This is a genomic window from Microbacterium sp. ZXT2-5 (assembly GCF_055329545.1).
In genome coordinates this window covers 890714-910779 of the sequence record NZ_JBUZWD010000001.1, presented here as the reverse complement: position 1 = coordinate 910779, position 20066 = coordinate 890714, and the positions used below count along the sequence as shown (strand labels likewise).

At 70.8% G+C, this 20066-nt stretch carries 8 protein-coding genes; 4 read left to right on the top strand and 4 right to left on the bottom strand.

The window, feature by feature from the left end:
- Positions 1-6 precede the first annotated feature (6 nt).
- The gene (locus tag ACZBH1_RS03945; RefSeq protein WP_463645576.1) at positions 7-1659 is read left to right on the top strand and encodes a 5-oxoprolinase subunit B/C family protein; all 1653 of its coding nucleotides are present in this window, start codon (positions 7-9) and stop codon (positions 1657-1659) included.
- Positions 1660-1804: 145 nt separating this feature from the next.
- On the opposite strand, the gene ACZBH1_RS03940 is transcribed toward ACZBH1_RS03945, so the two are convergent.
- The 4 genes from ACZBH1_RS03940 to ACZBH1_RS03925 form a co-directional block, all read right to left on the bottom strand.
- Complete coding sequence (locus ACZBH1_RS03940) at positions 1805-4012, bottom strand: caspase family protein (protein WP_463645575.1); 2208 nt, start codon at positions 4010-4012, stop codon at positions 1805-1807.
- A gap of 62 nt (positions 4013-4074) precedes the next feature.
- On the bottom strand, positions 4075-6297 hold the full coding sequence (locus ACZBH1_RS03935; RefSeq protein WP_463645574.1) for a CHAT domain-containing protein: 2223 nt from the start codon (positions 6295-6297) through the stop codon (positions 4075-4077).
- Between the two features lie 177 nt (positions 6298-6474).
- Positions 6475-9111, bottom strand: a complete 2637-nt coding sequence (locus ACZBH1_RS03930) for a DUF4062 domain-containing protein (protein WP_463645573.1) — start codon at positions 9109-9111, stop codon at positions 6475-6477.
- A complete protein-coding gene (locus tag ACZBH1_RS03925; RefSeq protein ID WP_463645572.1) occupies positions 9105-11723 on the bottom strand; it encodes a DUF4062 domain-containing protein in 2619 nt (872 codons plus the stop codon). The genes ACZBH1_RS03930 and ACZBH1_RS03925 overlap by 7 nt, the downstream gene beginning before the upstream one ends.
- Positions 11724-11927: 204 nt before the next feature.
- On the opposite strand from ACZBH1_RS03925, the gene ACZBH1_RS03920 reads away from it, so the two are divergent.
- The 3 genes from ACZBH1_RS03920 to rpoC all read left to right on the top strand — a co-directional run bounded on the left by ACZBH1_RS03920 (position 11928) and on the right by rpoC (position 20002).
- A complete protein-coding gene (locus ACZBH1_RS03920; protein ID WP_378883894.1) occupies positions 11928-12293 on the top strand; it encodes a hypothetical protein in 366 nt (121 codons plus the stop codon).
- A 294-nt stretch (positions 12294-12587) separates the two neighbouring features.
- Positions 12588-16088: a DNA-directed RNA polymerase subunit beta gene (gene rpoB / locus ACZBH1_RS03915; protein WP_463645571.1), complete on the top strand. Its 3501-nt coding sequence runs from the start codon at positions 12588-12590 to the stop codon at positions 16086-16088.
- A 41-nt stretch (positions 16089-16129) separates the two neighbouring features.
- Positions 16130-20002: a DNA-directed RNA polymerase subunit beta' gene (gene rpoC / locus ACZBH1_RS03910; protein ID WP_463645570.1), complete on the top strand. Its 3873-nt coding sequence runs from the start codon at positions 16130-16132 to the stop codon at positions 20000-20002.
- The last annotated feature ends 64 nt before the right edge of the window (positions 20003-20066 follow it).

Here is a 20066-nt window from a genome sequence, read left to right as displayed (position 1 = left end):
GGGGCGGTGACTCCCCGGGTCCGGCCCATGGGCGAGCGCGCCTTCCTGCTGGAGGTGGACGCGCTCGAGGAGGTCCTCGCGCTCCACGCGGCGCTGGCCGAGCGCCGGCCGGACGGCGTGGTCGACCTCGTCCCGGCCGCGCGCACCGTGCTCGTCCTTATCGACCCGCGCGTGCTCGCGCTGCCGGCCGCGCGGACGTGGGCGCTCGCTGCCGCGGCGGAGGCCGCGCCGCGAGGCCCGTCGGCGACGCGCGAGGTGGAGCTGGACGTCGTCTACGACGGCCCCGACCTCGCCGACACGGCACGACTGCTGGGAGTGAGCGCCGACGAGCTCGTGCGCGCGCACGCCGCGGCGCAGTGGCAGGTCGCGTTCACGGGGTTCGCTCCCGGCTTCGGCTACCTGGTCAGCGACGACTGGCCGTTCGACGTGCCGCGGCTCGATACGCCGCGCACGCGGGTCCCCGCCGGGGCGGTCGGGCTCGCGGGGGCCTTCACGGGGGCCTACCCCCGCGACACCCCGGGCGGCTGGCGCCTCATCGGCACCACCCCGGCGCTGCTGTTCGACCCGGATGCCGCCTCCCCGGCCCTGCTCGCGCCGGGGACCCGCGTCCGCTTCCGTCCGCCGGCGCGTCGGGGGTCGGCGGCCCCGGGCGAGGCGTCGGCGCGGGGACTCGGGGCGTCGCGGCCGGGTGATGGCCCCCCGCGCGAAGCGGCGGACGGCGGATCGGGTGAGGCTGCGGGCGGGCGACCCGGTGAGGCGGCCGCGGGCGGATCCGGAGCGGTGGCGGCGGGCGGCATCCGGATCCTGGAGCCGGGGCTGCTGACGACCGTGCAGGATCTCGGGCGACCCGGGGTCGCATCGGTCGGCGTGGCGGTGTCGGGGGCGCTCGACCGCGCCGCACTGCGCACGGCGAACCGGCTGGTGGGCAATCCCGAGGGCGCCGCCGGTCTCGAGGTGACGATGGGCGGGCTGCGCGCCGTCGCCGAGCGCGACCTGTGGGTGTCGGTGGCCGGTGCGTGGGGCGTCGTGCGGCTAGACGGCCGCGAGATCGACCCGTACCAGGCCCACGCGTGGCCGGCGGGTGCCGAGCTGCACCTCGACTGGTTCGTCCACGGCGCCCGGGGCTACCTCGCGGCCCGAGGGGGCGTCGACGCGCCCCACGCGCTCGGCTCGCGCGCGACGGATCTGCTGGCGGGGCTCGGCCCGGCTGCGCTGCGCGCCGGCGACGTCGTCGGGGTGCGGGACGAGGTCTCCGCGCCGATCCCCGTCGCGCCGCCGGCCGCGTGGGGTGCGCCGCACGACGACGAGCTCGAGCTCGAGCTCGCACCGGGACCGCGCGCCGACTGGTTCGCCCCCGCGGCGCTGGAGGCCCTGTTCGACACCGTGTGGACCGTCTCGAACCACGCCGACCGGGTCGGCGCCCGCCTCGAGGGCCCCGCGCTCGTGCGGGTGCGCGGGGGCGAGCTCGCCAGCGAGGGCATGGTGCCGGGAGCGCTCCAGGTGCCCCCGAGCGGGCGGCCGACGATCCTCCTCGCCGACGGTCCAGTGACCGGCGGCTATCCGGTCATCGCCGTGGTGACGGATGCCTCGCTCGACCTCGTCGCGCAGGCCAGGCCCGGAACGCGCATCCGGTTCCGCCACGCCCGTGTCGTCGTCTGAGCCGGGCCGATCCGGAATTCGGAGTTGCTGCGGGTTTCCGGAGCAGGGCGGGGTGTGGCATCCGGAATCCGTGGGATTGTCCGAAATTCGGATGCCGCGACCCGCCGCCTCTGCCCCGCCCGCCGCCTCTGCCGCCCCCGCCGCCTCAGTCGGACCCGGCCTCCAGCAGATCTGCCGTGGCCCGCAGGATCGCCACGATCGCGGCCGTGCGGGCGTCGGCGGCGCTGCGCCGGCCGTCGGTCTCGACGCCGGCGGGCGCGGCGATCGACGCCGTGTCGCGCAGCGACGACAGCAGCGGGCGCGCGCCGAGCTCCTCGGCCGCGGACAGCAGCGGACGCTGCTCGTAGTCGTCGTCGATGATGTCGGAGACGGCCTTCACGAACTCGCGGTAGCTCAGGGTCGGGCTCTTGCCGAGGACCGTGAGCGCGGCGGTGCTGAACACGCCGCGCCCGTTCGTCTCGAGCGCGACCTGGTTGGGCTGGCAGGCGCTCACGAGCACCTCGCGGTTCGCCTCGTGCGGCCTGGGCGGCTCCGCGGCGCGGTCGGTCTCGATCTCGACGACCCGCGCCCACGCAGCGCGCCGGAAGGGGTCCGACAGGGCGGCGGCGCGCTGGGCGCGGTAGGCGTCCTCCTCCTCGGAGTCCAGCACCGTCATGCGCGCCTTCGTTCCGGCCGGGATCCTCTTCTCGTTGAACTCCGACCGCGTCAGCCCCCGGTTCACGGTCCCCGAATGGCAGGAGTCGAAGAACAGCGACACCGCGACGCCATCGGGGATCGCATCCCAGATCGCGCCGAGGTCGTCGTCGATGATGAGGTTGCCGTCGCGGAAGTCCACGGGGCACAGCGCCTCGTCGCTGGGTCCGAAGGAGTCGGTCTCGTCGCCGTCGAGGTCCGGGACGAAGGTGCCGTGGCCGGCGAACTGGATGGCGACGATGTCGCCGTCGCGCGCCGCCGAGACCTTGTCGAGCATGGCGCGCAGGATCTCGTCGCGCTTCGCGTCGGCGTTGCGGATCGACTCGACCTCGAAGCCCGCGTTCCGGAACGCCTCGCCCCACGCCTCGGCGTCGGCGACGCACCCGCTCAGCGGGTCCTTCGGGTAGGCGTCGATGCCGACGCACAGCGCCAGCTTGCGCGGCACGGCCCCGCGCACGCCGGTCGGCTCCGGCCGCGGCGGGCGCATGGGCTCCAGCTCGACGCCGCGGCCCCGCGTCGGGAACACCGTGAGCCGCTCGGGCTCGTCGCTGTCGGGCACACCGAGGACGCGGCGCGCGAGGCTCATCATGGTCTCGACGTCGTTGTCGAACGCCCCGTGCGACGTCGCCTGGGTGCGGCTGCGGCGCCCGCGCGCCACCGGTCCGAGCACGAGGCGGGTGGGGTCGTCGCCGAGGTATCTCATCGTGCGGCCCGCCCGGCGCAGATGCTCCTCGAGCCCGAGGATCTTGGCGTCCCGCTCCGCCTCGAACGCGCGCGAGACGAGGTAGAGAAGCGACTTGCGGTAGACGCCGCCGGTGTTGTCCCGCTTCTCGTGCGTCTCGTCCATCGTGAAGATCGCGAGGTCCTTGATCTTCCCGGTCTCCGCCAGCGGCAGCAGCGTCGCCTCGAATGTGTCGACGCGCACCGCGGGAGCGAGGAAGGTGACGCTCGCGACGTGGTCCACGGCGTCGTCGCCGTCGAAGAGCCGCGGCACGAAGTGCGAGTGGTAGATCGAGCCGGCGCTGTGCCCGGCGATGTGCAGCTCGATCGCGCCCTGGTTGGCGGCCATGTACTCGCGCAGCGCCGCGGCGAGGATGTCCGCGCCGCCTCGCGTCCCGTCGGCGAGGGCGGGCAGGCACGAGGCCGCCGAGTCGAGCTTCATGTCGTCCCAGAACTTGCGTCCGCCCAGCACGCGCGCCGCGGCCTCCACCGCGCGGTCGGTGAGATCGGTGAAACCGCGGGAGCCTGTCGCCCGCCCCGACAGCACGTCGGCGAGGGTCGTCATGAGCCCGCTCTCCCACACCAGGTGGATGGGGTAGACGCCGTTCTTCTTCCACCACGCCGACTGGTGGTGCGCGGTCCGCAGACCCGCCGCCTTGTCGGTCAGCCCGCCGTGGGCCCAGATCAGCACCGGCACCGGGGGCGGCACGTCGCGGGCGGAGGCCTTCTTCGCCTGCTGCTCGACGAACGCCGCGAGGTCGACCTCGACCATGCGTCGCACGTCGTCGGCGGTCGTCGCGAACGCGTCGACGTCGGCCGGCTTGGCGCTGGACCTCTCGTCGAGCTTGCCGTCGGCGGTGTGCACGACGTGCTTGCGGAGGGCCGCGAGGTCGGCGGGGCGGAGATCCGCGGCGCGGGCGGCGGTGGTCGTGTCGGCCATGGTGTCACGTCCTGTCTGTTCGAGTGGCGGTGGTGCGGTGAGCCGACTTCGGTCGGCGGCGGTCAGCGGGGCTCGAGCCTCGCGCGAGGATCGGCGAACACGGTGAAGGCGAGCGACGTCAGGTCTCCCGCCTCGCGGGCGGCACGGCGGGCGGCCAGGACCGCCTCGCCGAGCGTGGCGTGCTCGCGCAGCGTCTGCTCGTAGAAGGTGCGCACGAAGGCGGCGGTGACGTCGTCGCGGACGGCCCACGAGCACCCGATGAAGACGCCGACGCCGCCGCGCAGGAACGCTTCGGCGAAGCCGCCCAGCCCGGTCGCCCCCGACCGCAGCCGGCCGACGTCGCACGCGCTCAGGAAGACGAACGGGGCGGATGCCGTGGCCTGCACGCCGTCGGGTTCGGGGAGGTCCCGCCGCGCATCCGAGTCGGTGTATGCGCCGGAGCCGTCGTCGTCCTCCGACCAGGTGGCGAAGGCGATCTCCTGGCCGAGCGGGGCCGCGTCGCGCCAGCGGCCGTGGCCGGCGAAGTGGAGCAGATCGAAGCCGCCGGTGATGGCATCCCGCAGCTGGGCGGGATCCGAGGCGGAGCGGGGCGCGGTGGCGAGGAGAGTGCCGAGCGCCGACACCTCCTCGCCCGCACGCGGCAGGCGGTAATCCGGATTGACGTACTCCGGCGCTATCGCCAGGACCCGGCCGGCATCCACAGGGACCACGGTCGGCCGCGGCGTCCCGTACATCCAGCGCATGAGCCCGAGGTCGCCGAGGAAGTACCGGTCGGGGTCGGGGCGCTGCGTCCCCACCGGCACCAGGTGGACGATCTCCCACGGGATGTCGAGCTCCCCCGAGGTCTGCAGCACCACCTGCGAGAGGCGGCGGCGCTTGCGCCACAGCAGTTCGTTGATCTCGTCGCCGAGGAGCTCCTCGGCGATCCTGGCGCCGAGCGAGCGCACTTCGCGCCGGACGGTCTCGGCGGCCTCGTCCGGGTCGTCCTCGGCCTCGGCCACGAACTCGCGGCGGATCCGCGCGAGCTCCGCGTACACGCCCTCCACGTAGGCCGGCTTGTCGTCCAGGCGGACGACGTGCCGCTTCACCGTCCGCCCGATCTTCGCCGTGATGGCCAGATCCGACCTGCCGCGCGAGATGGTCTCGTCCACGGCGATGGTGGGAAGGTCGGCGATCTCGCGGGGCGGGACGGCGACGGATGCCTCGACCAGCCGAGGATCCGGCGCCGGGTCGTCGGGCGCCTCGTCGGCCGGCAGGATCGCGGCGCTCACCGCGAGCACCGCCAGCGGGGTGACGCCCGGCGGCTGCGTGAAGGTGACGGTGATGTGGCCGCGCCCGGGCTCCTCCGGGACGAGCCGGAACACCAGCCGGCGCGGCTCGTCGGCGCTCGAGGGCAGCGTCGTCGTGACGACGGCCGGGGTGCCGTCCGCGAACGCGAAGCCCCGCAGCTGCACGCCCACCTCGATGTCCCGCGAGGGGTCGAAGCGGGCCGTGGCCTTCTTGCGCGAGGTGCCTCTCGTCGGTGCGAGCTCGGTGAGCGACAGCCGCACGACGGCGTCGAACGCGACACCCTCGACGACCTGCGCGGGAACCTCGGCGTCGACGAACGCCGGCACCGGCTCTGCGCCGTCGAGCGAGCCGGCGGGAGCGGTGCCGCCGCCCGACACGGTCCGGCCGGGAGGCGGCGCCATCGCGGGCGGTGCCGGCGCGGGCGGCGCCGACGGCGCGGGCAGCAGGTCGGGCGGGGGAGCGAGTCCGGGGGAGCGGCTGCCGACCCCGCGGCCGCCGATGCCGCCGCCTTCGAACTCCCCGTCGGGGGCGAACTCCTCGTCGGGCGCGAACTCCGGCACCTCGTGCCTCGCCGGCGGCGGCGGGGGCTCGGCGGCGGACTCCGGGCCACCGCCCATCCCCATCCCGCCGCTGTCGACGTCCGCTTCGAGCCTGCTCATCGCGCCCTCGGATGCGCCGGCAACGACGGTCAGGTGGATCACCTCGCCGGCCTCCACCGCGAGCTCGACGGCGAAGCCGTCCTCGCGGGGCGCCAGGGGGAGGAACCGCGCTCTCCCGCCCTGCACCACGATGGCGGCGTAGCGGAAGTGGTCCGACCCGCGCACGCGGACCGTCACCATGCCGCCGGTGAGCCCGCGCACCGTGGCGTCGGCCAGCGTCGTGATCCCGCGATGGTCGGGTGCGGCATCCGGGTGCGGCTGGACGTGCGCCGCCACGGCGTCGGCATCGCCTGCGACGTCGACGACGGCGCGCGGCGCATCCGGAATCAGAGCCATCTCGACCCCCTCGCTCCGGCACCCGATTCCCCACGAGCGCCGTCACCCCTGCGATCCGAGGAGCGCAGTCGGTGCACAGCATACGAGCACGCTCCCTGCCGCACCAGAGTCCCCGGAACGCGCGGCTGATACACCGGGAGAGCGGATGCCGCCACCTCGAGGGATGCGGCATCCGGCCTACCAGGCCTGCAGCCTGTCGGCGACGGCCTGGAACTCCTCCTCCGACAGCGCCAGCTGCACCGCCTCGGCCACCGTCAGCTCGGCGCCGGCGGCCTCGCCCGCAGCCACGCTCTGCGGGTCGCGCCCGCGGAGGATCTCGAGATACGGCGTGTGGACGGTGAACGCCTCGACGTCGAAGATGCCGATGCGCCGCCGGATCTCGCCGGCGGCGACCGCGAGCGCCGCGGCGCGCCATGCCTCGCCGTGGGCGGCGGCGACGGCGCAGACGCCTTCGAGCCCGTAGGCGACGCCCTCCTCGTAGTGGAGCCCGACGGAGACCAGCAGCGTGTGCACGAACTCGCGCTCGGCCTCCTCGATGCGGCCGAGCTGGAAGTTGAGCCGGGCGCGGAGATTGCCCGCCACGGACGTCGTGAACAGGTCGCTGCCTGCCTCGGCCACCGCGGTCGCGCGGTCGAAGTGCGCGCGGGCGTCGTCTGCGGCGCCCCGCACCCACGAGATGCGGCCGAGCGAGACCTCCGTGATCGCCTCCGCCCACGTGTTGCCGCGCTCGCGAAGCGTCACGACCGCCTGTTGGAGCTCGGACTCGGCCTTGTCGGCATCGAGCGGGGAGAACTGCACGCGCGCTGTCGCCCGGGCCGCGAGCGCCATCGCGGCGGCATCCTCGTCCCCGGACTCGGTGAACAGCCGCACGCACTCGCCCAGTCCCGCGACCACCTGCTCGCTGGGTCGCTGCCACATCTCGCCCCACAGGGCGAAGAACCACGCGATCGCCCGCGTGTGCGGTGTGATCGGCCGCTCGTGCTGCTTCTCGAGCAGCTCCAGCATCCACACCCTCACCTCGGCGAAGAATCCCGAGATCCACCAGTAGATCAACAGGCTCCACGCGAAGTCGCCGGCGTCGTCGAGGCGGTCCGTGTACACGAGGTGCCGGACGGCCGCGCGGAGGTTCGGCAGCTCGAGCCCCAGCCGCGCGACCGCTTCGGCCTGCCCGGGGCCGCCGAGGTCGGGCGCGATGCGCGCGACGAGGGCGCGGTAGTGGTCGGCGTGGGCGCGTCGCACCTCGTCGGCGTCGCCGCGCTCCTTCAGGCGGCCGACGGCGTACTCGCGGACGATCGCCAGCAGCGAGAACACGCGGCGGCCGCCCAGCTCCGCCTGCTGGACGAGGGAGGCGTCGACCAGCGAGGCCAGCGCATCGAGCGCCCCGCCGTCCCAGGAGCGGCCGGCGCCCAGCGCCTCGACCGCCTCCAGCGTGAACCGGGTCGCGAACACGCCGAGATCCTCCAGGAGCGCGCGCTGCGCGTCGGGGAGCAGGCTCACGCTCCAGTCGATCGTCGCTCGCATCGTGCGGTGCCGTTCGGGCAGGTCGCGCACGGCCGCGGTGAGCAGCGGCAGGCTCTGCTCCAGGCGTGAGGCGATGCCGGCGGGGCTGAGGATGCGCACCTTCGCCGCCGCGAGCTCGATCGCCAGCGGCAGTCCCTCCAGCCGGCGGCAGATGTCGGCGAGGTCGTTCGCGTTGGCGGGGGTGACGTCGAAGTGGGGGTCGATCGCGCGGGCCCGGTCGACGAACAGCGAGACCGCCGCCGTGCGCGTGGTCCGGTCCAGGCTCGCGGGGCGGTCGCCGGCCGGCGTCGTCAGCGGGGGCACCTCGTAGACGCGCTCGCCGCGGATCCGCAGCACGATGCGACTGGTGACGAGGAAGGTCGCCGTCGGGGCGACGGTGTACAGCCGCACCAGGACGGGTGCGGCATCCACGATCTGCTCGAAGTTGTCGAGCACGATCAGCACGTGCCGGTCCTCGAGCGCGAGTGCGATGCGCTCCTCGAGCGCGGTCTCGCCGTTGTCGCGGATGCCGAGGTAGTAGGCGATCGTCGGGAGCAGCAGTCCGGGCTCGAGCACGCCCTCCAGCAGGGCGAAGTACACCCCGTCGGGGAACAGGTCCGCGCACGCGAGCGCGGACTCGATCGCCAGCCTGCTCTTGCCGATGCCGCCGGGCCCGATGAGGCTCACGACGCGATCGCTCCCCCGCGAGAGCAGCGTGCGCACCGCGTCGATGTCGTCCTCGCGCCCGATGGTCGTCGTGTACGGCACGGGCACCCGCCCGACGAGGTTCGGCCGGGAATCCGGCTCGGAGGTCACCGGCGCCTTCGACTCGTCGAAGCGTTCGGCCAGGAGCATGGCGAGGTCGCCGGCGACGTGGTCTTCGAGGTCCTGGGCGGAGTGGAAGTGGAGGTAGGCGGCGGTGTCGTCGGCCTGGATGCGGGAGATGAGCTCTTTGAGGCGGTCGTCGCGGGTGTCGGTGTCTTTGACGTAGATGAGCTTGGGCATCTCGCGGGGGGCGAGGTTGTATTCGTCTTCGAGTCCGGAGACGTTCTCGTCGGGGGCGACCCAGCCGTAGCTGTCGCCGTAGATGCCGACGAACACGTCGCTCTGGGCGAGGTAGGAGCGGTACAGGTCGCGGGGCGGGTGGGGTCTGGCGCCGAGCTCGAACATCACGGGCGCGAGTCGAAGGCGCTCGATGGCCGACCGCACTGCTTCGCGCTCCTCCGCGAGCTCGCGCAGCGTCGAGCTCACGAACACCCGGATCCGCTGATCGGGCGTGCGGATCACCGGATGCTGCTGCCCGCTCGTCACCACGACGGCACCTTCTGCGCGACGCGCGCGTCGGCATCGGGGATCGCGATCGCGATGGCGTCGGCCAGGCTCATCTCCCTGCCCGCGCGCTCGCCGGCCTCGACGCTCGCAGGGTCGGCCTCGCGGAGCGCCGCGAGCGGCTCGAGGTGTATGGCGAACCCGGCGATGTCGTAGATGCCGGTCGACTCGCGGATCGTCTCGGCCACCGCCGCGAGGGCGCCGGCACGCCAGCCGTCGCCGTGGACCGCCGCCACGGCGCACATCCCCTCGATCCCGTACGTGGCGCCGTCGACGAAGTGCAGCCGGATCGACAGCGAGAGCGTGAGGATGAACTCCTCCTCGGCGGCATCCCGCTCGCCGAGGAGGAACCGCAGGCGCGCGCGGTTGTTGCCGGACACGACGCGCGTGAAGGCGTCGTCGGCGGCATCTGCGATCTCCACGGCCCGATCGAAGTGCCTCATGCCCTCCGGTATGTCGCCGACCACGATGCCGAGCTGGCCGAGAACCGTCTCCGCCAGGGACTCCGCCCAGCTGTCCCCCACGGCGTGCAGCGTGGTGATCGCGTCGTGCAGCTCGCCACGTGCGACCTCGGGATCCAGGTCGGGGAACTGCATCCGCGTGGACGCCCGCGCGGCGAGGGCCATGGCGGCGGACTGCTCGTCGCCTGACTCCAGGAACAGCCGCACCGACTCGCCGAGCCCGTCGACCACCTGGTCGCTCGGGCGCTGCCACATTCCCGCCCACAGCGGGAAGAACATGGCGATCGCGCGGGTGCGGGGCGTGATGGGAAGCTGTGCGGCCATCAGCTCCTGCATCCACAGCCCGACGTCGGCGAAGAAGCCGCAGATCCACCAGTACGCCAGGAGCGTCCACGCGAAGTCGCCGGCGTCGTCCAGCCGTCCCGCCTGGACGAGGTGGCGGGCCGCCGCACGGAGGTTCGAGACCTCGAGCCCGAGGTCGGCGACGGCGGCGATCTGCTCGGAGCCGCGCAGCCGCGGCGCGATCCGCTTCACGAGGTCGAGGTAGTAGTCCGCATGGGCGTTGCGCATCTCGTCCGCGGCCCCGCGGGACTCGAGGAGGTCGACGGCGTACTCGCGGACGATCACCAGCAGGGAGAACACCGTCCGGCCTCCGGATTCGACCCGCTGGACGAGCGAGGCGTCGATGAGAGCGGCCAACGTCTCGATAGCCTGCTCTCCCCACGAGCGCCCCGCGCCCAGTGCCTCGACCGCCTCGAGGGTGAAGCGCGCGGCGAAGACCCCGAGGTCCTCGAGCATCGCGCGCTGCTCGGCGTCGAGCAGCCCGACGCTCCAGTCGATGGTGGCCCGCATCGTGCGATGCCGGTCGGGCAAGTCGCGCACCGACGTCGACAGCAGCGGCAGGCTCCGCCCGAGACGCTCGGCGATGTCGTGCGGCGAGAGCAGCCGGATCTTGGCCGCCGTCAGCTCGATCGCCAGCGGCAGGCCCTCCAGCCGCCGGCAGATCTCGATGACGTCGGCCGCGTTGTCCGTGGTCAGCGTGAAGCCGGGGAGCGCCACTGCGGCCCGCTCCGCGAAGAGCTGACAGGCGGCGGATGCCTCCGCCTGGGCGAGGCTCGACGGGACGTCCTCGCGGGGCGTCTCCAGCGCCTCCACCTCGAACACCCGCTCGCCCCGGATGCGCAGGACCGTCCGGCTGGTGACCAGGAAGCAGGCGCGAGGCGCGAGCGTGTAGAGGCGCACGAGCACCGGGGCCTCCTCGACGATCTGCTCGAAGTTGTCGAGCACGATCAGCACGTGCCGGTCGGCGACCGCCTGGGCGATGCGCTCCTCGAGCGCAGCGGCGCCGGTGTCGCGGACGCCGAGCACGTATGCGATCGTCGGAAGCAGCAGCCCCGGCTCGATGACGCTCTCCAGCGGCACGAAGTACACCCCGTCGGGGAAGAGGTCGGCGTTGGCGTGCGCCGCCTCGATCGCGAGCCGGCTCTTGCCGATGCCTCCCGGGCCGATGAGGCTCACCACCCGATGCAGGCCGCCCGCCAGGAGGGCCCGGATCTCGGCGAGCTCGCCCCCTCGTCCGATCGTCTCGGTGTACGGCGCGGGCACGCGGGCGGCGAGCGGGGCGGTGGACACGCTGATCGGCTCCGGCCTGCGGGACTGATCGAAGCGTTCGGCCAGGAGCATGGCGAGGTCGCCGGCGACCTGGTCTTCGAGGTCCTGGGCGGAGTGGAAGTGGAGGTAGGCGGCGGTGTCGTCGGCCTGGATGCGGGAGATGAGCTCTTTGAGGCGGTCGTCGCGGGTGTCGGTGTCTTTGACGTAGATGAGCTTGGGCATCTCGCGGGGGGCGAGGTTGTATTCGTCTTCGAGTCCGGAGACGTTCTCGTCGGGGGCGACCCAGCCGTAGCTGTCGCCGTAGATGCCGACGAACACGTCGCTCTGGGCGAGGTAGGAGCGGTACAGGTCGCGGGGCGGGTGGGGTCTGGCGCCGAGCTCGAACATCACGGGCGCGAGTCGAAGGCGCTCGATGGCCGACCGCACTGCTTCGCGCTCCTCCGCGAGCTCGCGCAGCGTCGAGCTCACGAACACCCGGATCCGCTGGTCGGGCGTGCGGATCACGGGGTGTCCCACCCCAGTCATGTGCATATATTGGCCCCATCCTGGGAAATCCGCCATCATTGCGGGCTCAGGCTTCGCCAAGCAGTGCCGCGGTGTTCGTGTTCAGGCGCTTCTCTTCCCCTCGGGCCGGGGCAGGAGTATGGTCCGGCGAATACGGCGTCGGAGTGGACGCCGGCCGCTCGGACCTGGGGTTCGTCGGGCGAGATCAACTGGGAGGGGAAACCTATGAGGAAGTCTTTGGCGTGCGCGGTCGTCGCGATCGGGCTGGTGCTGGGAAGCGGCGGAGCCGCGATGGCCGGTGAGGTGAACGGGAACGGCGATCCCATTCCGGGGGCGGGCAACGCCTCGTCGGAGTGCGCCTTCTCGGGGCAGGACACGATCGACTCGATCGAGAACCCCATGGACTCGCCGTTCTACAACCCCGCCTTCGACGACGACATGCTCGCAGAGCGGGGCAACCAGAAGAACGGCTACAAGGGCGTGCAGAGCTTCGGCATCTTCATGAAGGGCCCGGGCGTGAACGCCCACGTCGCCGGCTTCAACCCGGGCATGGCCTGCCGCGGCAACATGGAGGCGCCGCCGGAGGGGTGAGCAGTCCGCGCCGACGGCCGTCCTTCCCTGCGGGGAAGGGCGGCCGTCCCGCGTCCTCCCGGGCTTATACCGCAGCATCCGGAAGTTTTCAAGAATCTGACTGGACACGGCGCGTCATCCGTCGTATAGTTGGTCTTTGCGCTCTTGGATTCCCCCTGCCCTCATATGGTGGTCGGCTGTGCCTGCGCCCCCTCTCGTTCACGTGAGGAGTGCCGCGCGGGCTTCGGGGACGACTGAGCACTCCACCTGACGACAAGGAAACGAGCCCGACACGGGCCCACGGAGGTAATCCCCTTGGCTGCTGCGCGCAACGCATCCAACCCCACCACCACCCCCAAGAACGGACGCGGAGCATCCCGCCTCTCGTTCGCCAAGATCTCCGACACGCTGACGGTCCCCGACCTTCTCGCGCTGCAGACCGAGTCGTTCGACTGGCTCGTCGGCAACGAGGCCTGGAAGGCGCGCGTCGCCGAGGCCCAGGCCGCCGGCCGCACCGACGTGCCCGAGGTCTCGGGGCTCGAGGAGATCTTCGAGGAGATCTCGCCGATCGAGGACCTGAGCGAGACGATGCAGCTCTCGTTCACGAACCCCTACCTCGAGCCCGAGAAGTACTCCATCGAGGAGTGCAAGGAGCGCGGCAAGACGTACGCCGCCCCGCTCTACGTCGAGGCCGAGTTCATGAACCACCAGACCGGTGAGATCAAGACCCAGACGGTCTTCATGGGCGACTTCCCGCTCCAGACCGACAAGGGCACGTTCATCATCAACGGCACCGAGCGCGTCGTCGTGTCGCAGCTCGTCCGCTCGCCCGGCGTCTACTTCGACAAGACCCCCGACAAGACGTCCGACAAGGACATCGTGTCGGCGCGCGTCATCCCGTCCCGCGGTGCCTGGCTCGAGTTCGAGATCGACAAGCGCGACCAGGTCGGCGTCCGCATCGACCGCAAGCGCAAGCAGTCCGTCACCGTCTTCCTCAAGGCGCTCGGCCTCACCAGCGAGGACATCCTCGCCGAGTTCGCCGGCTTCGACTCCATCGAGGAGACCCTCTCGAAGGACACGATCCTCACCAAGGAGGACGCGCTCCGCGACATCTACCGCAAGCTCCGTCCGGGCGAGCAGGTCGCCGCCGAGGCCGCCCGCGCGCTCCTGGACAACTTCTACTTCAACCCGAAGCGCTACGACCTCGCCAAGGTCGGCCGGTACAAGATCAACCACAAGCTCGGTCTCGACAAGCCGCTCACCGATTCGGTGCTGACGGTCGACGACATCGTCGCGACGATCAAGTACCTCGTCCGCCTGCACCGCGGCGACGTGACCTTCGACGGCGTGCGCGGCGGCAAGCAGGTGGAGATCCGCCTCGACGTCGACGACATCGACAACTTCGGCAACCGCCGCATCCGCGCGGTCGGCGAGCTGATCCAGAACCAGGTCCGCACCGGTCTGTCGCGCATGGAGCGCGTCGTCCGCGAGCGCATGACCACGCAGGACATCGAGGCGATCACGCCGCAGACCCTGATCAACGTGCGCCCCGTCGTCGCCGCGATCAAGGAGTTCTTCGGAACGTCGCAGCTGTCGCAGTTCATGGATCAGAACAACCCGCTCGCGGGCCTGACCCACAAGCGCCGCCTCTCGGCTCTCGGCCCCGGCGGTCTGTCGCGTGAGCGCGCCGGCGTCGAGGTCCGCGACGTCCACCCGTCGCACTACGGCCGCATGTGCCCCATCGAGACCCCGGAAGGCCCGAACATCGGCCTCATCGGCTCGCTCGCTTCGTTCGCGCGCATCAACGCGTTCGGCTTCATCGAGACGCCGTACCGCCGCGTCGTCGAGGGCAAGGTCACCGACCAGATCGACTACCTGACCGCCTCGGAGGAGAGCGACTACATCGTCGCGCAGGCCGGTGTCGAGCTGAAGGCCGACGGCAGCTTCGCCCAGGACCGCGTCCTGGCCCGTCGCGGCCAGGGTGGCGAGGTCGACCTCTTCCACGCGGAGGAGATCGGCTACATGGACGTCTCGCCGCGCCAGATGGTGTCGGTGGCGACCTCGCTCATCCCGTTCCTCGAGCACGACGACGCGAACCGCGCCCTCATGGGTGCGAACATGCAGCGTCAGGCCGTGCCGCTGCTCCGCTCGGAGTCGCCGGTGGTCGGCACAGGCATGGAGGGCTTCGCGGCCATCGACGCCGGTGACGTCGTCACCGCCGACAAGGCCGGCGTGGTCGTCGAGGTCTCGGCCGACGTCGTCACCGTCCAGCTCGACGAGGGCGGGACGCAGGACTACTTCCTCCGCAAGTTCGACCGCTCCAACCAGGGCACGTCGTACAACCAGCGCGTCGTGGTCTCCGCCGGCGAGCGCGTCGAGGCCGGCGAGGTCATCGCCGACGGTCCCGCGACCGAGGACGGCGAGCTCGCCCTCGGCAAGAACCTCCTCGTGGCGTTCATGACGTGGGAGGGCCACAACTTCGAGGACGCGATCATCCTCAGCCAGGACCTGGTGAAGGACGACACCCTCTCCTCGATCCACATCGAGGAGTACGAGGTCGACGCCCGCGACACGAAGCTCGGCAAGGAGGAGATCACCCGTGACCTCCCCAACGTCAGCCCCGACCTGCTGAAGGATCTCGACGAGCGCGGCATCATCCGCATCGGCGCCGAGGTCCGTCCGGGCGACATCCTGGTCGGAAAGGTCACGCCGAAGGGCGAGACCGAGCTTTCGGCCGAGGAGCGCCTGCTCCGCGCGATCTTCAACGAGAAGAGCCGCGAGGTCCGCGACACGTCGCTCAAGGTCCCCCACGGCGAGCAGGGCACGATCATCGCGGTCAAGGAGTTCAACGCCGAGGACGGCGACGACGAGCTCGGCTCGGGCGTCAACCGCCGGGTCGTGGTCTACATCGCCCAGAAGCGCAAGATCACCGAGGGCGACAAGCTCGCCGGCCGCCACGGAAACAAGGGCGTCATCGCGAAGATCCTCCCGGTCGAGGACATGCCGTTCCTTGCGGACGGCACGCCGGTCCAGGTCATCCTGAACCCCCTCGGCATCCCGGGCCGCATGAACTTCGGCCAGGTCCTCGAGACCCACCTCGGCTGGGTCGCGAAGCAGGGCTGGAAGGTCGAGGGCAACCCCGAGTGGGCCGCACGCCTGCCCGAGGGCGCCCGCGAGGCCGCTCCCGGCACGAAGGTCGCCACTCCCGTGTTCGACGGCGCCTTCGAGGAGGAGATCGCGGGTCTGCTGGACTCGACGAACCTCACCCGCGACGGTGAGCGCCTGATCGACTCGTCGGGCAAGACGCAGCTGTTCGACGGCCGCTCCGGCGAGCCGTTCCCGGCTCCGATCTCGGTCGGCTACATGTACATCCTGAAGCTGCACCACCTGGTGGACGACAAGATCCACGCGCGCTCGACGGGCCCGTACTCGATGATCACCCAGCAGCCGCTCGGTGGTAAGGCGCAGTTCGGCGGTCAGCGCTTCGGTGAGATGGAGGTGTGGGCCCTCGAGGCCTACGGCGCCGCGTACGCGCTCCAGGAGCTCCTCACGATCAAGTCCGACGACATCCTCGGCCGCGTCAAGGTCTACGAGGCGATCGTCAAGGGCGAGAACATCCAGGAGCCGGGCATCCCCGAGTCGTTCAAGGTGCTCATGAAGGAGATGCAGTCGCTCTGCCTGAACGTCGAGGTGCTCTCGGCCGACGGCTCGTCGGTCAACCTCCGCGACACCGACGACGAGGCGTTCCGCGCCGCCGAAGAGCTCGGCATCAACATCTCCAGCCGCTTCGAGTCGTCGTCGATCGACGAGATCTAAGCGCGCCAGGTAACGAACGAATTTCCGACACAGGAGAACCAGTGCTCGAATCAACCACTTTCGATCAGCTTCGCATCGGCCTGGCCACAGCCGACGACATCCGTCGTTGGTCCTACGGTGAGGTCAAGAAGCCCGAGACCATCAACTACCGCACCCTGAAGCCCGAGAAGGACGGCCTCTTCGGAGAGCAGATCTTCGGCCCCTCCCGTGACTGGGAGTGCGCGTGCGGCAAGTACAAGCGCGTCCGCTTCAAGGGCATCGTGTGCGAGCGCTGCGGCGTCGAGGTCACCAAGTCCTCGGTGCGCCGCGAGCGCATGGGTCACATCGAGCTGGCCGCGCCCGTCACGCACATCTGGTACTTCAAGGGCGTGCCCTCGCGCCTCGGGTACCTGCTCGACATGGCGCCGAAGGACCTCGAGAAGGTCATCTACTTCGCCGCGTACATGGTGATCTCGGTCGACGATGAGGCGCGCCACCGCGACCTCGCGACGCAGGAGAGCAACATCCGCCTCGAGCTGAAGACGCTCGCCGACCGCCGCGACGCGCGTGTGGCCGCCCGCCTCCAGAAGCTGGAGGAGGAGCTCGCCGCGCTCGAGGAGGAAGGCGCCAAGGCCGACCAGAAGAAGAAGGTCAAGGACGCCGCCGAGAAGGAGATGGCCGCCATCCGCAAGAACGCGGATGACCAGGTCACGCGTCTCGAGAAGGTGTGGGACGACTTCCGCAACCTCGAGGTCGGCCAGCTCAAGGGCGAGGACGAGATCTTCCACGAGCTGCAGGACCGCTTCGGTCAGTACTTCGAGGCCCACATGGGCGCGGAGTCGATCAAGCGCCGCCTCGAGAGCTTCGACCTGCAGGCAGAGGCCGACAGCCTCCACCTGCAGATCTCGGAGGGCAAGGGCCAGCGCAAGATCCGTGCGATCAAGCGCCTGAAGGTCGTCAACTCGTTCCTGGCGACGGGCATGAGCCCCGCCTCGATGGTGCTCGACGTCGTCCCGGTGATCCCGCCGGAGCTGCGCCCGATGGTGCAGCTGGACGGTGGCCGCTTCGCGACCTCCGACCTCAACGACCTCTACCGTCGCGTGATCAACCGCAACAACCGCCTCCGTCGCCTGATCGACCTCGGTGCCCCCGAGATCATCGTCAACAACGAGAAGCGCATGCTGCAGGAGGCCGTCGACGCGCTGTTCGACAACGGCCGCCGCGGCCGCCCGGTCACGGGCACGGGCAACCGTGCGCTGAAGTCGCTGTCCGACATGCTCAAGGGCAAGCAGGGCCGATTCCGTCAGAACCTGCTCGGCAAGCGCGTGGACTACTCGGGCCGTTCGGTCATCATCGTCGGCCCGCAGCTCAAGCTCCACCAGTGCGGTCTGCCCAAGCAGATGGCGCTCGAGCTGTTCAAGCCGTTCGTGATCAAGCGCCTGATCGACCTCGGTCACTCGCAGAACATCAAGGCGGCCAAGCGCGCCGTCGAGCGCACGCGTCCCGAGGTGTGGGACGTGCTCGAGGAGATCATCCGCGAGCGCCCCGTGCTCCTCAACCGCGCACCGACGCTCCACCGCCTCGGCATCCAGGCCTTCGAGCCGCAGCTCGTCGAGGGCAAGGCCATCCAGCTGCACCCGCTCGTCTGCGCCGCGTTCAACGCGGACTTCGACGGCGACCAGATGGCCGTGCACCTGCCGCTGTCGGTCGAGGCCCAGGCCGAGGCCCGCATCCTGATGCTCGCCTCAAACAACATCCTCAAGCCGTCGGACGGCCGCCCGGTCACCCTGCCTTCGCAGGACATGATCATCGGCCTGCACCACCTGACCACGGTCAAGGAGGGCGCCGCCGGTGAGGGCCGCGTGTTCGGGTCGGTCGGCGAGGCCATCCTGGCCAAGGACGAGGGCACCCTCGACCTGCAGGCGAAGGTCCGCATCCGCATCCCGGGTCTGGCCTTCCTCGAGGGCGAGGCTCCCGAGGGCTACGAGCGCCACGGTCTCGTGGACGCCTCGCTCGGCCAGGCGATCTTCAACGACACGCTCCCCAAGGGCTACCCGTTCGTGCGCGAGCAGGCGGACAAGGGCAAGCTGTCGCAGATCGTGAACAAGCTGGCCGAGGAGTACCCGAAGGTGGAGGTCGCGGCATCCCTCGACCGCATCAAGGACGCCGGCTTCTACTGGGCCACGCGCTCGGGTGTGACCGTCGCGCTGAGCGACATCCTCACGCCGCCGAACAAGGCCGAGATCGTCGCAGGCTACGAGAAGCAGGCCGCGAAGGTCCAGGGTCAGTTCGAGAAGGGTCTCACCACCGACGCCGAGCGTCGTCAGGAGCTCATCAAGATCTGGACCGAGGCGACCGACGAGGTCCAGAAGGCCATGCGCGACAACTTCCCCGAGGACAACACCATCAACCGCATGGTGTCGTCGGGCGCCCGTGGTAACTGGCTGCAGATCCGCAACATCGCGGGTATGCGAGGCCTGGTGAACAACCCGAAGGGTGAGATCATCCCTCGTCCGATCATCTCCTCGTACCGCGAGGGTCTGTCGGTGGCGGAGTACTTCATCGCGACGCACGGTGCCCGCAAGGGTCTGGCCGACACGGCCCTCCGTACGGCCGACTCGGGCTACCTGACCCGTCGTCTCGTCGACGTCTCGCAGGATGTCATCATCCGCGAGGAGGACTGCGGCACGACCAAGGGCCTCGAGTTCACGATCGCGGCCTTCGACTCGACCGGCACCCTGGTGCGCGACGCGAACGTCGAGAACTCGGTGTTCGCCCGCACGCTGGCGGCGGACGCCACGAGCCCGTCGGGCGACGTCGTCGCCTCGGCCGGTGAGGACGTCGGCGACGTGCTCATCGACAAGCTCGTCGAGGCGGGCGTCGAGTCGATCAAGGTCCGCTCGGTGCTCACGTGCGACTCGGCCGTCGGTGTCTGCGCGAAGTGCTACGGCCGTTCGCTCGCGACCGGCAAGATCGTCGACATCGGCGAGGCGGTCGGCATCATCGCCGCCCAGTCGATCGGCGAGCCCGGCACGCAGCTGACGATGCGTACGTTCCACACCGGTGGTTCGGCGTCGGCAGACGACATCACGCAGGGTCTTCCCCGCGTGCAGGAGCTGTTCGAGGCCCGCACCCCGAAGGGCGCGTCGCCGATCGCCGAGGCCGACGGCCGCATCACGATCGACGAGACCGAGAAGTCGAAGAAGGTCATCCTCACGCCCGACAACGGCGACGAGCCGCACGTCTACCCGGTCCTCAAGCGCGCGACGCTTCTGGTCGAGGACGGTCAGCACGTCACAGTGGGTCAGCCGCTGCAGGTCGGCACGCTCGACCCCAAGGAGGTCATGCGCGTGCAGGGCGCCCGCGAGGTGCAGAAGTACCTCGTCAACGGCGTCCAGGGCGTGTACCGCTCGCAGGGTGTGCCGATCCACGACAAGCACATCGAGGTCATCGTCCGTCAGATGCTGCGCAAGGTCACCGTGGTCGACCACGGTGAGACGACGCTGCTCCCGGGCGAGCTGGTGGACTTCAAGCGCTACCAGAACATGAACCGCGAGGCCGTGGCCGAGGGCAAGCGCCCCGCGTCGGGTCGTCCCGAGCTGATGGGTATCACGAAGGCGTCGCTCGCGACGGAGTCGTGGCTGTCGGCCGCGTCGTTCCAGGAGACCACCCGCGTCCTCACGCAGGCGGCCATGGAGGGCAAGAGCGACCCGCTCGTCGGCCTCAAGGAGAACGTCATCATCGGAAAGCTCATCCCCGCCGGAACCGGGCTTGCGAAGTACCGCAACGTCTCGGTCGAGGCGACGGAGGAGGCGAAGTCCGAGCGGTACCCCAACCGCATCTTCGCCTCGGACGGCGCGTACACCGACGCCGACCTGAGCTACGTCGACTTCGACAGCTTCTCCACCGACGGTTTCACCACCGATTACAACTAGACGCGACTCGGGTCAATGCGAGCGCCAGCGAGCGTTGACGCGAGGCGGGTCTAGATCGAGTAGG